The organism is Mycolicibacterium komossense, from assembly GCF_025822605.1.
In the GTDB taxonomy this organism is placed as follows: domain Bacteria; phylum Actinomycetota; class Actinomycetes; order Mycobacteriales; family Mycobacteriaceae; genus Mycobacterium; species Mycobacterium komossense.
On the sequence record NZ_JACKTY010000028.1, the window covers coordinates 484,935 to 499,866 of the forward strand.

The 14,932-nt window shown below is 63.6% G+C and carries 13 protein-coding genes; 9 read left to right on the plus strand and 4 right to left on the minus strand.

Translation table 11 applies throughout. The annotated features are described in order from the left end of the window. Nucleotides 1-19: 19 nt before the first annotated feature. Nucleotides 20-523 carry a hypothetical protein gene (locus H7J73_RS13230; protein ID WP_264067843.1) on the minus strand — a complete coding sequence of 168 codons (504 nt, stop codon included), beginning with the start codon at nucleotides 521-523 and terminating at the stop codon, nucleotides 20-22. Then, the gene (locus tag H7J73_RS13235) at nucleotides 520-2,157 is read right to left on the minus strand and encodes a GMC family oxidoreductase (RefSeq protein ID WP_264067844.1); all 1,638 of its coding nucleotides are present in this window, start codon (nucleotides 2,155-2,157) and stop codon (nucleotides 520-522) included. Before H7J73_RS13235 ends, H7J73_RS13230 begins: the two co-directional genes overlap by 4 nt. Before the next feature lie 510 nt (nucleotides 2,158-2,667). Between H7J73_RS13235 and H7J73_RS13240 the strand changes: the two genes are divergently transcribed. Together H7J73_RS13240 and H7J73_RS13245 are read left to right on the plus strand one after the other, a co-directional pair. After that, a complete protein-coding gene (locus H7J73_RS13240) occupies nucleotides 2,668-3,147 on the plus strand; it encodes a hypothetical protein (RefSeq protein WP_264067846.1) in 480 nt (159 codons plus the stop codon). A gap of 104 nt (nucleotides 3,148-3,251) precedes the next feature. Further along, nucleotides 3,252-3,734 carry a heme-binding protein gene (locus H7J73_RS13245; protein ID WP_264067847.1) on the plus strand — a complete coding sequence of 161 codons (483 nt, stop codon included), beginning with the start codon at nucleotides 3,252-3,254 and terminating at the stop codon, nucleotides 3,732-3,734. Nucleotides 3,735-3,852: 118 nt separating this feature from the next. Here the strand turns inward: H7J73_RS13245 and H7J73_RS13250 are convergent, their stop codons facing one another. Next, nucleotides 3,853-4,983 (minus strand): ABC transporter ATP-binding protein, encoded by a 1,131-nt coding sequence (locus tag H7J73_RS13250; RefSeq protein ID WP_264067848.1) that lies wholly within the window; start codon nucleotides 4,981-4,983, stop codon nucleotides 3,853-3,855. 10 nt (nucleotides 4,984-4,993) lie between these two features. Continuing rightward, nucleotides 4,994-6,790: an ABC transporter permease gene (locus tag H7J73_RS13255; RefSeq protein ID WP_264067849.1), complete on the minus strand. Its 1,797-nt coding sequence runs from the start codon at nucleotides 6,788-6,790 to the stop codon at nucleotides 4,994-4,996. 74 nt (nucleotides 6,791-6,864) lie between these two features. Here H7J73_RS13255 and H7J73_RS13260 point away from each other — a divergent pair, with 74 nt between their 5' ends. The 7 genes from H7J73_RS13260 (at nucleotide 6,865) to H7J73_RS13290 (ending at nucleotide 14,920) form a co-directional block, all read left to right on the plus strand. After that, nucleotides 6,865-7,992, plus strand: coding sequence for an extracellular solute-binding protein (locus H7J73_RS13260; protein WP_264067851.1), 1,128 nt, complete (start codon nucleotides 6,865-6,867; stop codon nucleotides 7,990-7,992). A gap of 24 nt (nucleotides 7,993-8,016) precedes the next feature. Beyond that, nucleotides 8,017-9,366 (plus strand): flavin monoamine oxidase family protein, encoded by a 1,350-nt coding sequence (locus tag H7J73_RS13265; RefSeq protein ID WP_264067852.1) that lies wholly within the window; start codon nucleotides 8,017-8,019, stop codon nucleotides 9,364-9,366. A gap of 107 nt (nucleotides 9,367-9,473) precedes the next feature. Continuing rightward, nucleotides 9,474-10,196, plus strand: a complete 723-nt coding sequence (locus H7J73_RS13270) for a FadR/GntR family transcriptional regulator (protein WP_264067853.1) — start codon at nucleotides 9,474-9,476, stop codon at nucleotides 10,194-10,196. Next, on the plus strand, nucleotides 10,193-10,900 hold the full coding sequence (locus H7J73_RS13275) for a PDC sensor domain-containing protein (protein ID WP_264067854.1): 708 nt from the start codon (nucleotides 10,193-10,195) through the stop codon (nucleotides 10,898-10,900). Before H7J73_RS13270 ends, H7J73_RS13275 begins: the two co-directional genes overlap by 4 nt. A 132-nt stretch (nucleotides 10,901-11,032) precedes the next feature. Further along, nucleotides 11,033-12,208, plus strand: a complete 1,176-nt coding sequence (locus H7J73_RS13280) for an NAD(P)/FAD-dependent oxidoreductase (RefSeq protein WP_264067855.1) — start codon at nucleotides 11,033-11,035, stop codon at nucleotides 12,206-12,208. 10 nt (nucleotides 12,209-12,218) lie between these two features. Continuing rightward, nucleotides 12,219-13,757: an aldehyde dehydrogenase family protein gene (locus H7J73_RS13285; RefSeq protein WP_264067856.1), complete on the plus strand. Its 1,539-nt coding sequence runs from the start codon at nucleotides 12,219-12,221 to the stop codon at nucleotides 13,755-13,757. After that, the gene (locus H7J73_RS13290; protein WP_264067857.1) at nucleotides 13,754-14,920 is read left to right on the plus strand and encodes an aspartate aminotransferase family protein; all 1,167 of its coding nucleotides are present in this window, start codon (nucleotides 13,754-13,756) and stop codon (nucleotides 14,918-14,920) included. Before H7J73_RS13285 ends, H7J73_RS13290 begins: the two co-directional genes overlap by 4 nt. The last annotated feature ends 12 nt before the right edge of the window (nucleotides 14,921-14,932 follow it).

Consider the following 14,932-nt stretch of genomic DNA (forward strand, 5'->3'; position numbering starts at 1 on the left):
TGGAAAAGGCGCCTGCCCCTTACTCACCAGCCGCGGAAACATAGATGAAGCCACGTTCCAACACCGGGTCGAGGATTCCGCTGCCGATCTCGTCTGCGGCCAGTTCGACCGGGGCAGGATCACGGTGCTGGCCGGGATAGCCGATCAGCTTCATCACCTGCGGGGTCATGAAGTAGGCGCCGGCCACTACCGCTGACAGCGGATCGAAAGTGATCGCGTCCTCAGCCGACATCTTCTTGAGCGCATCCCACAATCCGTCCTCCGGGGTATCGGCGAGGCTGGTGGCCCCGTCGACGATGGCGTCGAACACGTCTGCCCGTGCCGCGAGCGCAAGCTGTAGGTATGACGTGTATTGCTCGGCGTCACTGGCTTTCGGGTTGGCACCCGACGCGGGGATCAAGCAGTCGGCCACCCGCAGCAGTGCCGCCAACTCGGTCCCGGCGAGCGCGCGCGGCGGACGGGTGTTGCGGGGCGGCACCGAAAGGCGTTGCTGGGTAGCGGTTGGACGTCCGTTGGAGCTCATACGTTTGCCTTTCGGGTGGCGAACTGGTCGACGAGGTTCTTGGCGACACGCAGCGCCAGGGCGCTGATCGTGCACGTCGGGTTGGCGGATCCGGAGGTGACGAAGATGCTGCCGTCGGCGATGTAGAGGTTGTCGATGTCGTGGGTCTTGCCGTACGAGTCGACGACGGAGGTCGCCGGGTCGTCCCCCATCCGGGCGGTGCCCAGTAGATGACCCGGCTGGTCCACCCAGATTTCCTGGGTGATGATGCGGACCGCTCCCGCGGCTTCATGCAGCTCGACCATCCGGTCGACGGTGAATTTCAAGATTTTGCGGGTGTTTTCGCTGATGCGGTACTCGATCTTGGGCGCCGGCAGCCCATCACTGTCGACCAGATCGGGCGAGAGGGTGACGCGGTTGTGCGGCTCGGGCAGATCCTCGGTGTTGGCGGCCCAGAGGATCCCGTTCTGCGCCAGTCGGGCGACATCGTGTACTGCCGGGCCCCACAGTTCTTCGAAGTCGAGTTGGCGGTGGGCCTCGATGGCGTTGAGCGGGCCCGGGGTCGGCAGGATGTGCATCTTGCTTCCCCGTACGAACCCGCGCGATTCGTCGGTTTCGTAAAACTCGAGGGAATGGATCAACTGCCCGGCCGGACCGCGCCAGCTCTCCAGCGGCTCCTCGTAGAACCCGAGTGCGCTGCAGTTGGGATGCAGCATCAGGTTTCGCCCGACCATGTCCGAAGAGTTGGCCAGACCATTGGGGTGTCTGTCACTGGCGGACAGGAGTAGCAGCCGCGGTGTACCCACCCCATTGGCGCACATGACCACGGCGCGGGCGGCCTGAAACTGCACCACGCCCTCGCGGTCGACATATTCCGCGCCAGTGGCCAGCCCGGTGTCATCGTCGGTCACCACCTTGCGAACCCGGGCGCCGGTGACGACCTTGGCCCCAAGTTTCTGAGCTTGCGGCAGGTAGATCAAATCAAACGATGCTTTCGCGCCTTGGGGGCAGCCCCATTCGCAGGTGCCCCAACGACCGCACTGCTCAAGGGTTTTGAACTTCTGACTCGCGATGGCATTGGTACCCGGCCACCAGTGCCAGCCCAGGGTGTTGGCCGCCTCGGCGCCCTTGATCCCAGCCTTGCCCAACGGATTCGGGGGCAGCGGGTACTCGAGCCCGTCTGGGTAGGCGGTATCACCGTCAACCCCCGATACGCCGATGAACGCGTCGACCTCGTCGTGATACGGCTTGAGATCGTCGTAACAGATAGGCCAGTCGTCGCTGACGCCGTCGAGTGTTTTCACCCGGAAATCCGAAGGGACCAAACGCGGCCACTCCGCGCCGTAAAAGATGGAACTGCCGCCGACTGCGTTGAACATCACCGGCCACATGTCGGAGTCCGCGACGTCAACGGGATAGTCCGACGGAAGGTTACGAACGTTGGGATCGTGGGACCAGTCATGCTGGATCAGCAGTTCCCATTCAGGGTGGTTCGCCGGGAAATCGCTCGGGTTGACCCAGTCGCCCTGCTCCAACACGACCACACTCAAGCCTGCGGCGGCAGCGGTGTGTGCGACGACCGCACCGGACGGGCCGGCTCCGATCACGAGGACATCGACCGGGGGGTTCCCGTCGCCGGAAGTATGTGATGCCATGAGGACCTCTCTTGAAAGACACCGTCACGACGTGCGGGCTGCGTCGAACGGATGGGCGTCTCAGACGTCGAACACAATCGGACGAGATCGAATAATTGTGCATTGTCGACATGAGCCAATTTGATTCTGGCGTCGATCTCCTTCGGCGTCAAGTATTCGCGCGAATCGATACCGACCGTCGGACCCAACACTCACTGTCGACCGCCCCTGCCGCGCCGGTGCGATACCGGACCGGGGCGAAGACCCTCACAAACGCGGCTGCCCCAGGTCGGAGAACGCACGGAAGGCAGATAGGCTATTGTCGACAAGGAGCAATATCCAGTCCGTACCGAACATCGCCATCCACCCTCCAGCAGGCTCACGCCGGCCCTGGTGAAGAAGACCAGCTGCGATACGTAGTGCGCAGGGGCGCTTGCACATTGCGGCGCAGACATGTCGCCATTCGGACGACCAACACTCATATCGGGGCGAACACGGGTTTCGCCGTCACGACTACCGAGGGGATTCACGATGCAGCAGTGGCACACCGCCGAGGAGATTGCCGCAGAGCATGACCGGCTCGCCGGGACTCTGCACGGTTGGCATCCCCCCTACGCCCACGGGGTCGGATTCATACCGGCAGACGCCCCCGGCCCTCTTGCTGAGCACTTCCAGGTTGTCAATGTTGTTGATGCCGGGCAGCATTCGTTGCCCGGCGTGGTGATGGCGGACGTCACCGGCTATCGACGTGGCACAGCGTCCTACACCCTCGGCCGAGGCGAACTCGAACGGGCGATCAGGCAACTGGCCCCCGCCGAAGCCTTGACCGATCATCCGCATCCGAACCTGTGGACCTGGCGCGACCGCTATCTGCCCGCACTCGCCACGGATCCCAATGCGCGGCTGATAGCAGTCTTCCTGGCAACGAAGGAAGTCAGCGACGACGAGGCAGCCGAGGTCGCCGCCTTCCGCGAAGCGGTAGAAGCAACCAACCAGGACGAGGGTCACTGACGAGTCGTCCGGCGTGGTTACGGCCTGAGTCCAGCAGGCCGAACGCAGAGTATTGTCGACAATGCACTATATTTCGGCCAGCCGCCTCTACCGTGAAGGACACCATGCAACTGCCCAGCGATTCATCAGGATGGCTCGATCTATACGAGTCCGTGCTGGCGGAAGAGAACGCCATCACCTTCGACCGGTTCTCCTACGACGATGCGTGGAACCTCGGTAGCGCGATGGCCTCGACGGCATCGGCGGCGGCGCTGCCCGTCGCGATCGCCATCCACTTCGGCGAACAAAAGGTATTCCACCGCGCCTTAAGTGGCGCGGCGGCCACGAATGACGATTGGTTGATCCGAAAGTTCCGGGCGGTTGCCAAACACAACTGTTCCTCCTTCGCCACAGCCTGCAAACAATGGTCCGGCGATTCGGACTACTTCGTCGAGGGCGGGTATGACCGCGCCTTCATCGCACTGGCAGGTGGGGCGGTTCCCCTGCGGGTGCGCGGGTCGTTGATCGGCGCGGTAGGCGTGTCAGGACTCGCAGGAGAGGACGATCACCGTTTCGTCATCGACGCGTTGACCGCATTCCGCGGCTAGCGCAGACACCGCCCGGTTTCCACGGGCAAGCTGGCCGACGGCCCCGCCGGCAATAGGTTCTTAGACGATGTCCGATGCCGGGCCGCGGGGTCGCCGACCAACCCGTCTGCGCCGACAGCTATTGCGGAATTACCAAGGCATGTCTGGCTTCCCAGCCGAACGACACATTCTCTCCGCGGTCCCGCGGCTCCTCACCGTCATAGAGCAGCGCGGTGGTTCTGCCGAGTCGCCCCGATTCGACGACCACGCTTCGGCTGTTGCCCAGGAATGTGGACTCCACGATCACGCCCGAATCGACGAGTTGAATCTCGGGGCGGGGCGGGGGGCCGTCCGGCCGCCATACCCAGACACGCTCGGGCCGCACGGCGACCACCAGCGCCCCCGCCGAGCGGCGCGCGTCATCGCCGCAGCGCGCGCTGAACCGAGCCGTCTCGGCGATGGTCGCGATGGTCGTGCCCGACTCGCGGTTGTCCACGGTGACCGGCCACAGGTTCACCTCACCGACAAAGTTGGCGACGAAGGAGTCGCTAGGCCGTGCATAAACCTCTTCGGGAGTGCCGACCTGCCGGATCTCCCCGTGGTTCATCACCACCACCCGATCGGACATGGTGAACGCCTCTTCTTGATCGTGAGTGACGTAGAGCGTGGTGATTCCCGTTTCCCTTTGCACACGCCGGATCTCGTGACCGAGTTGTTGGCGAAGACGCCGGTCGAGAGCACCGAGCGGCTCGTCGAGAAGCAGCACCTTCGGGACCGCCGAGATCGCTCGCCCGACCGCCACACGTTGTTGCTGACCACCACTGAGCTGATCGGGGCGTCGATCCGCGAGTGCGGTGAGCTCGACAAGTTCGAGCACCTCGGCGACTCGTGCCGACGCGTCCCGCTCGGGCGTCTTGCGCACGTTGTGGGGAAACCGGATGTTCTCGGCGGCCGTCAGATGTGGGAACAGCGCGTAGTTTTGGAAGACCAGGCCGATCTCGCGCTTCTGCGGTGGTACACGGGTGATGTCGCGACCAGCGATGCTGATCGTCCCCGACGTGGCGCTGACGAGTCCGGCAAGAATGTGCAGCAGAGAACTCTTGCCCGATCCGCTAGGACCGAGCAGGGTCACGAATTCGCCTGCCCGAACGTCGAGCGACACGCTGTCGAGTGCGGTGATACCGGCGTACTCATGGTGCAAATCCCGGATTTCGATGAAGGACTCGCCGACGGGTGTCGTTGCGGGTGCCGGCTTCTGTTCGGTGATCATGAAGGCCTCGTTACGGGGTCGGGTTAGGTGGTGCGGCGTTGTGCTTGCGGCGGTTGCGCACCGCCGCGATGGTGAGGAATGCTGCGCCGAGTATCAGGACCAACAGCATCAGCATCGCGCCGATAGCGGCGATGACGGGGCTCGATCCACTCTTCAACGAAGCGTAGAAGTTGACGGGCAGGGTCTTGTCGAAGCTGGTCTGAAATAGCGCGACCACTGCCTCGTCCCACGAGCTGATGAAGGCCAGTAAGGCCGCACCGATGATTGCCGGCACTACCGTCGGGATGACGACCTTGCGCAGGGCATAGAGGCGACTCGCCCCCATCGTCCACGCGGCCTTTTCCAAGCTCGAATCGACGTTGTTGAGCGCCGCTGCCACCACCAGATAGGTAAACGGCAGCGCCATAATGGTTTCCACCAAGACCAGGCCCCACCACGTACCGAGAAGTCCGATCCGGTTCTGCACGTCGAAGGTGCCGATGGCCAGCAGGATCACCGGAACGATGACCGGTAGATACACCACGCTGATGATCGCCGATTGAAGTCGTGGGCGGCCGTCCAGCGTGCGGATCCAGCGGGCGATCATTACGGCCAGCGCGACGCAGAGCACCGCGACGGCCAACCCGACGGTGACACTCTTCTGGAGCGCATCGGTCCACATGGGGTTGGTCAGCGCCACGTGATACCAGTCGAGAGTGAACCCGCGCGGCGGCCAGGCGATGGTGGCGTCGACGCCCCACGACAGCGGGAAGACGAAGGCGATCGGCGCGAAAAGGAATGCGATGACGACGACTGTCACTGCCCACAGCCCGACCTTGGCCGGCCCGAAAGGCATTGCCTCGTCGCGCGATACGCCCTTGGATCCGGTGATCGTAATACCCGACCCCGCCGTCAGGCCGGTCATTCGGCCCGCGGCGGCGAAGCCGATACACGTGACGATGAGCAGGATGACGCCGAATGCGCTCGCGGGCCCCCATCGATAGTTCTGCACCTGCGTGGCGATGTAGGTGGAGATAGTGATGTCCCGCGGACCGCCGAGGATTGCCGGTGTCAAGAAGAAACCCGTGGCGATGATGAAGTTCAGCAGCAGCGCACCGACCACCGACCCGCGAATCGACGGCAGATACACCGAGATGAAGGCCTGCCAACTCGAGCAGCCGAGCGACTTTGCCGCGCGGGTGAGGTTCGGGTCCACTCCGCTCATGGCTGCGAACAGCACCAGGATCATGTACGGCAGAAGGTAATTCACCATACCGATAACAGTGCCGACGGAGTTGAACAGGAGTTGCTGGCGTCCCACACCGAGCGTCTCCAGTATCGAATTGACCGGACCGTTGGACGACAGCAATTCCAGGAAGGCGAACAGCCGGACCAGGATCGACACCCAGAACGGTAAGAGAATCATCATGAACAACGTCGTCGACATCGACCGCTGCAGGCGTGACATCAGATACGCACTCGGGAACGCCAAGACGAACGTCACCAACGTGGACACCGTCGCGGTGATCACGGTGTTCACCAGCACGTCGCGCAGCAGTGCGTCGGTGAAGAGACTTGCGTAGTTGACCAACGAGAACTTGGCAAGCGTATAGGACAGGGATCCGTCCGAACTGAGGCTGCGCAGCGCGATGCTCACCAGCGGCCAGAAAAAGAAGACCCCGTACAAGGCCACCAGCGCCACCAACAGCACGGCAGTTCCCACCGGCCGCCGCGGCCGGAATCGACTGGCCTCCAACGGCCCTGCGGGCGAAGCCGATTCAGCCGGATCGGGCTCGGCCTCATTGGGGGCTCGTGTAGCAGTTCTCACAGTTTCCTCTTGACGTGACCTAGATTAAAGATACAGTTCGATCGGTTAAAACAACCTTGCCCAAAGGAGCAGCCATGTCAAGAGCGAAAGTGAAGCAGGTGACAGCGGTCTTGGCCGTGGCAGTCTGCAGTGCCATCACCGCCGCGTGCGGTAATTCGCAGGCACCGACGCAAAGCGCCGGGGATTTCGACCCCGCGGTGTTTCCGGACTCCACCTTCAAAGGCCTGAACGGGTCGCTGACCTGGTACGACTCGTCGGGTGGCCTCACCACCGACGCGAAAAACGAGACGGTGTGGAAGGACTTCACGGCGCTGACCGGCCTGCCGGCCCAGGCAGAGTTCACCGACGGGACCTCGACGAAGTTCCGGGCCGCTGCCGAGGCGGGCAACGTGCCCTGGAACCTCATAGAGTTCGGCACCGGGGGCGAGTTCTACCAAGCTGCGAATGCCGGCCTGCTCGAAGAACTCGACACCTCGAAAGTCCCGGTCGACAAGATCGACGGCGCCAGTGTCGACAAGTACGGGGTCAGGGTCGAAGACAACGGTTCGGTGCTGGTCTGGAACACCAAGGCGCTCGGCGGCAAAAAGCCTACATCGACCGCAGATCTGTTCAACACCAAGGATTTTCCCGGCAAGCGCTGCCTGTATAAGTATCCGGTGAGCGCAGGCACCCTCGAGGTGGCACTGCTTGCGGACGGCGTTCCCGCCGACAAGATGTATCCCCTTGACGTCAATCGCGCACTCGCGAAGCTCGGCACCATCAAAGACGACATCGTGTGGTGGGAGTCGGGCTCGACAGTCCTGCAGCTGCTCAATAACGGCGAATGCTCGATGGGCATGGTGTGGACGGGCCGCGCATACGACGCGATCGTCAACCAAAAACTGCCGTTGGACTTCACCTGGAACGGCGGCCTGACGACCGCGGCCTACTTCGCGGTGCCCAAGGGCGCTCCGGACCCCGCGGTGGGACAGGCGGCCATCGCGATGTGGATCCTCGACCGTAAGGGGCAGATCGGGTTCGTCGACCGCACGACCTACACCACCGCGATAAAGGACTTGGGCCCGTCGGACTACAACCCCGCCGTGCAGCCCTACGTCGTATCGAAAGAAACCGCCGCCAACACTGTGAGCGAAGACGCCAAGTATTACGCCGACAACCTCGACCCCGTGTCGAACGCCTTGGCAGCGTTCCAGTCTCAGTAGTTCGAAAAAGAGAGCAGGAGAGTTATGCATCGCGTTGTGGACAGCCCACAGGGCAAGTACGACGTCGCGATTCTGGGCGGCGGCTTTGCCGGCGCCACGGCCTCACGGCAGTTGACCCGCGCCGGTCTACGCGTGCTGATCATCGAGGCACGCGATCGCCTCGCGGGTCGGATGTGGTCGCAGCCGGCCTACTTCGACGGCCATGCCGTGGAATGGGGCGGGGCGTTCATGCTGGACCGGCCCAGTTATCCCCTGACCTGGAAAGAGATCGACGAGCACGATCTGAGGCTGGATTGGGGTTCACTGGCGAAAACCAAGCTGATCTGGCTGTCCGACGGCCAGCGCAGGGTCGGACCGATGCCGGTTCCGCTCGATGAACTCGTCTCTTTCGAGCGTCTCCTCCTACGGATCTCGGAACTGGCGTCTCGGATTGACCCGATCCAGCCGATCGAAGATCAGGACGTGGCAGATCTTGACGTGCCGTGGCCGAGCTTGCTCGAGGGTCTGGCGCTCGGACCACACACTCGCGAGTTGTTCTCCACGCACATCGTCACCCTGGCCGGTGACCCGTGGGATGTTCCGTCGGCGTTGCCTCTGCTGCACACCATCGCAAAGAGCGGATCAGTTTCCGCAGCGACGTTCTTCGCCGCTCCGTACGACACACCGATGGCACGCACCCTGGGTCCGCAGCTGGCCGACGGAACGGGTGCACTGCATGATGCGGTCATGTCGGGCTCGGACGCCGACGTCCTGCTCGGGACCGAGGTCGTCGCGGTCGAAGACACCGGCGCGGATGTTCGGGTGACGACGTCCACTGCCACGCTCACGGTCGAGGCGGTGGTGTGCGCACTACCCATCGGAGTGCTCTCAGGGGTTCGATTCTCCCCTGGGCTATCACCGGAGTTGAACACACTGGCAAGCCAGGGGGTCGCCGGACAGGCCGAGAAGGTCACCGTGTTCGTCAGCAATTGCCCCGAACCCTTCTACGCACACGGCATCCCGCCTGGCGGAGGGTTCGCGACAGCATCGACCACCTTCCACGACGGGGATCGGGCAATCGTTGTGGGCTTCACCTCCGAAGCGGGCATCGTGGATCTCGATGACGTTGGAGCGGTGCAGAACTCGCTACGCCAGTACGTACCGGATATCACAGTGGATGCGGTGGCCTGGCACGACTGGGCCGGTGATCAGTATTCCCGGGGCACCTGGAGCTACCTGCGACCGGGGCAATCCACACTGCGCCCCAAGGCTCGCCAACGCCAAGGCCGGATCACCTTTGCCGGGTCGGACTTCGATGCGCGCCTGGGCGTCGAAGGCGCTTTGCACACCGGGGGGCTTGCCGCCGAGGAAGTCTTGGGCATACTAGGTCGCTGAAGTCCCCGGGAGTCGGCGAAGCCGGCTCCCGGGCGGCTCAACCATGAGACGCGAAAGTTGGTATGACGTCGATGGCGGTACCGCAAACATCGGACATACTTCGCGAGGTGATCTTTTCACCCCTCGAGCACGGTGGGCGAACCCAGCTGGTCTTCGATCGGCTACGAAGCGCGGTCGCGCTGGACGTCTTCAAGGATGGCGAACAACTACCACCGGAGACCGAACTCGCTGCGCAACTGGGTATTTCCCCGGTTACGTTACGTGATGCTCTGGCCCTCATGCGCCAGGCTGGACTCGTCGAGACCAGACGCGGCCGAACCGGAGGCAGCTTCATTCGACGCGATGGTTACGACCCGGTGGCACATGGATATTCGCGCCTTCAGGAGATGTCATTGGTCGATATCCGAGACTTGTCAGACTGGCGGATCAGCGTCGCCGGAGCGGCCGCCGCCCTGGCCGCCGAGCGCGCTTCCGACGATGAAGTCAACGGGATGCAGTCCCATGTGGGCACCTTTGCCCGAGCTAAGGACTCGACGAGCGCTCGGCGCACTGAGGGCAGACTGTCGATCTCCTTGGCCGCGGCGTCGCAGTCGGTGCGGCTGACCCGAGCCACGGTGACCTGTGTGATCGACTACGGACCCCTGTTGTCGGTCGCCTACAGCAACGCGAAACTACGTAAAACTGTTGGGCAACAACATAAGTCTCTGCTAGAGGCGGTCCGCGACGGCCGGCACGAAGACGCGCTGCGCGCCGCACGGAACGCCGGCATCGAGGTTGCCCGCGACCTGGCCGGGCAGCGCGTCGACTCGAGTGCAAGGAAGCCAAGATGACCGGACGCGGCAAAGATGTGAGCCAAGAGATCGAGGAACTGGCCATCGAGGTGGCCAGCCGCATCGATTCTGTCGTCAATAAGCTGAACGTCCTGGCGGGCAACGTATCCTCGGCGAGGCAAGATTTCGAGTACTTGGCAAGCGCCACCCGCCAGATGCTGGAAGACGGCGGCAGCGCAGGTGCTCTGGCCGGTGCCGGGTATGCGGTCTCCTATCTCGACTCGGGGCGTCCTCCGGCGATGGTGTGGTGGGTGCACCGGGGCGACACAACAGTAGAACGATCCCACAGTGTCGATCCCGACTCCGAGAGTTTCTACGACTACGCGGCCCTGCGATGGTTTCGAACCGCCAGGGACAGCGGGCTTCCCACGCTGTCAGGGCCATTCATCGACGCGTGGGGCGCTGACGACTACACCGTCACCGTCTCCCTGCCCGTGCCTGGCCCGTCCGGTCCACAGGGTGTTGTCGCCGCCGACGTCGACGTCCGTCGATTCACCGAGTCGCTGACCGCCGACCTGCGCCGAATCTCGGTGCCGTTGGCACTGGTCAACGAATCCGATCGCGTCGTCGTCTCCACGGTTCCGGTGCTCAGCACGGGCCTCCCGATCCAGTCTCGAGCTGATCAGTCCCGGACGCAATCGCCAGTCCTGCAACGATTCCCGGTATCAACCTACGGCTGGTCGGTGGTGTCCCTGGCTGTCTGATGGCCGGCCGACCAGAGCAGCCTTGCCCTTAAACAAACTGAACTATAGGATTTAGAGCAGTGCCGGATGTCGGTACGAACGGCGGGGCGACTCATCCAATCCGCCAGGGATTCCCATCTTCATGGAGGCGTAATGACAACGGCCCCAAGCGTGGTCGTGATCGGAGCTGGCGTCCTCGGGTTGTCCACTGCTCTCGAGCTCATCAACCGTGGTAGCACCGACGTTCACGTGATCGAACGAAGCCACCCGGGCGAAGGGTCGTCGGGCCGCTCGGTGGGGATGGTCGAGACACAGTATTTTCGCGCAGACGACATCGAAGCCCGCGTGTATGGCCGGCGCTTCTATGACAGATTGGCCGCGGACCACGGTCTTGGCTTTGTCTCATGCGGTTATCTTCGGTTGGGATCGACCGCAGCTGACATCGACACCTTCGAGGACAGCCTGAAGATCCAGCGGGATTTCGGTGTTGTCGACGCACGCGTCATGACGGCCGACGACATCGCCGGCACGTGGCCCCAGCTCGTGACCTCCGACCGCATAGGCGGCCTGTACGGCGCTTCCGACGGCTATATCGACGGCTACGAGTACTGCACCCTCGCGGCACGAATGATTACCGCTGCGGGCGCACGGATCTCGACCAAAACCGAACTGCTGGGTGCCGATGTCGACGCCAATGGCAGGTGGCGATTGGCTACCTCCAAAGGTTTCGTGGAGGCGGACGTCGTCGTCAACGCGGCGGGCGCTTGGGGCGCGCGTGTCGGTGAACGCCTGGGAGCACCCATCGCCCTTCATCCGCAGTTGCATGGCGCCATCACGGTCGATCTACGGTCGCCGATGGACCCGCTACTTCCCTTCGTCATGGACTATGTGCCCGACTCCGGGACCGATGGCGTCTACTTTCGGTCCGAGCGAGTCGATCAGTTGATTGCGGGTCTGCACACCGACGAAGGGGTACACGAACCCGTTTCACCGGACGTGAGCCTCCGGCGTGTCGGTGACGCCGACGTCGAGCGAGTTCTGACGTTGATGGCCGAGCGTCTGCACATTGTCGATGACCTGACGATCAGCGGCAGCTGGCAGGGAATCTATCCGATGAGTCCTGATCACCGGCCGATAGTGGGGCGCCATCCGGACCAGCCGACGGTGATCTGCGCCCTGGGCGCAGGCGGATCGGGCATCCAGCTCGCTCCCTCCATCGGGGTAGTCGCCGCCGACGCTGTCCTCGATGCCGACCCCATCTTCACCTGGTCGCCCACCTGGGCCCCCGACCGCGTGATCGTCGGCACCCCCGCCCACCCCTCTGCCTGAACGGACACTCATGACCACTCTCAACTACGGAAGCACAACGCTGGCACCCGAACTCGATCGGGACTTCGAGAGCGCTCTGCAGACGTGCCGCACGGAGATTCCAGGGCCGCTACCGCACGTGATCGCCGGTGACGACCGCCCGCAGGGTGAGGTATTCGACCGCCGCGACCCTGCCGACCCCGGGCGCGTCGTGGCCAAGGCGCACGCCGGTGACCAGCAAATTGTCGACGAGGCCGTCGCCGCGGCTCAAGCGGCCGCGCGTGGTTGGCGCAACCTGTCCTTTGCGGAGCGGGTAAGCGCACTGCGGGCGGCGAAGATTCGCTTCTCGGATAACGCGATCCACATCGCCGCAACAATCTCCGCCGAAACGGGCAAGTCACGCATCGAGTCGCTGGCCGAGGCTCAGGAGTCGATCGATCTGATCGAGCACTACTGTGCGCAGATCGAATCCCACAACGGATTCAGCACACCGCTTCGACCCACTGCGACCGACACGACCACCGATGTACTGCGGCCCTACGGCGTGTTCGGGATTCTCGCGCCGTTCAACTTCCCCGTCGCGTTGGCGGTGAACATGACCGCCGCGGCTTTGGTCACCGGGAACACAGCCGTCTTGAAGCCCTCGGACAAGACGCCGCGCTCTACCGATCTGGCCGCGCGACTGCTGGCTGCGTCGCTACCCGCGGGGGTGCTCAACGTCGTACACGGCGGTGCGCAGACCGGCCAGCTCCTCGCCAATGCCGATATCGATGGCGTGGCCTTCACCGGATCGGCGGACGTCGGCTGGGGGATCATAAGGACGTTGTCCAGCGGCGCGTACGCCAAACCTGTCCTGGCCGAAATGGGCGGCAGCAATCCGGCCATCGTGATGGCCAGCGCCGTCATCGATGACGCGGTAGAAGGTATCGTCCGCTCGGCTTACGGATTTTCAGGCCAGAAGTGCAGCGCGACAAGACGAGTCATTGTGGACCGCTCGGTTCACGACGAGCTGGTCACACGCTTGTCGGCACGAATCGAACAGATCGTCGTCGGCGACCCCGGCCGAGCAGACGTCTTCGTCGGACCGCTGATCGACGAAGTCGTCACGTCCCGGGTGACAGCGGCCCTGGCTGCGGCCCGCGCCGACGGCGCAACCGTGATCAACGGCTCCGTCCCGCCCGGACCGGGCCACTTCATCGCCCCGACGCTCGTCACCGGACTACCGCGGGGTCACCGGATGACGCGAGAAGAGCTGTTCGCCCCAGTGGTCACCGTCACTACCGTGGACGGTATCGACGACGCGCTGGCCGAGGCAAACGCCGTCGAATACGGTTTGTCCGCAGGCATCTTCAGTGCCGCGACGGAGGAGACCGACAGATTCCTCGACGAGATCCAGGCCGGAGTCGTCTACGTGAATCGTCGCGAGGGCGCCACCACAGGAGCATGGCCCGGCCTGCAGTCGTTCTGCGGCTGGAAGGCCAGCGGCTCCTCGGGCAAGGGCGGACTCGGCCCGTGGTACCTGCCCGGATTCATGCGAGAGCAGAGCCGCACAATCAGCGCCGGCCGATGAACGACGCAGATGCCCTGTTCCACCGCGCCATCGAGGTAATGCCGGGAGGCAACACCCGCTCGACGTTGTTCGTCAACCCGCATCCGCCTTATGCCGTGAAAGGCCAGGGAGCATCGGTCGTCGACGCGGTCGGGCACCGCAGTATCGACTGCAACAACAATTACACCGCGTTGATCCACGGGCACGCGGACCCTGAGATTCTCTCTGCGGCAATGGATGCAGCCGCAAGAGGCACCGCATTCGGCCTTCCGACCTCCTACGAAATCGAGATGGCTGAACTACTCAGCACTCGTACCGGTTTGCAACGATGGCGCTTCTGCAATTCCGGAACCGAGGCCGTGATGATGTTGATCCGTGGTGCGCGCGCCCACACCGGCCGCGACCTGGTCGTGCGGTTCGACGGGAGCTATCACGGAACATACGACGGCGTGGTGGCCTCGGATGCGCCCGGTGTCCCCGACAGTGTCGCCGCCGCTTCGATCGTCCTGCCGCAAAACGACTTGGACGAACTCGAAGCAACGATGCGACAGTATGGCGATCGCGTTGCCGTCATCCTGCTGGACCTGATGCCCAACCGGGCTGGCCTACAGCCGGTGACGCGCGAATTCGCCATGGCTGCACGCACATTGAGTACTGCCTACGGCGCACTACTGGCAATCGACGAGGTGATCACGTTCCGCCTCGGCGCCGGCGGACTACACCAGAGTTATGACATCACTCCAGATGTCGTCTCGCTCGGCAAGATCATTGGTGGCGGGTTCCCCGTGGGCGCCATCGGCGGACGCGCCGATGTACTCGACGCCTTCAGTCCACTCGGAGACGGACCGGTTGCGTGGGGCGGCACCTTCAGCGCCAACCCGGTCACCATGGCCGCCGGCCTGGCAGCCTTACATCGCTTTCCTGCGTCCAGCGTGGCCACCCTCAACGCAAAAGGAAACCGGCTCCGCGACCGGCTGGTGGATGCGGGACTGACCGTGAACGGCAGTGGGTCGCTGCTACGCCTGATCGTCGATGACGCCACGGCGATGTGGTGGCGGCTCTACGAAGCGGGCGTTCTCGTCGGCACCAACGGCCTACTGGCACTGTCGACCGCGATGAGCGACGAAGATATCGACCTCATCGCATCCCGTGTCATCAACACGATTCGAGGCCGATACGCGTAATCTCGCGCGAGC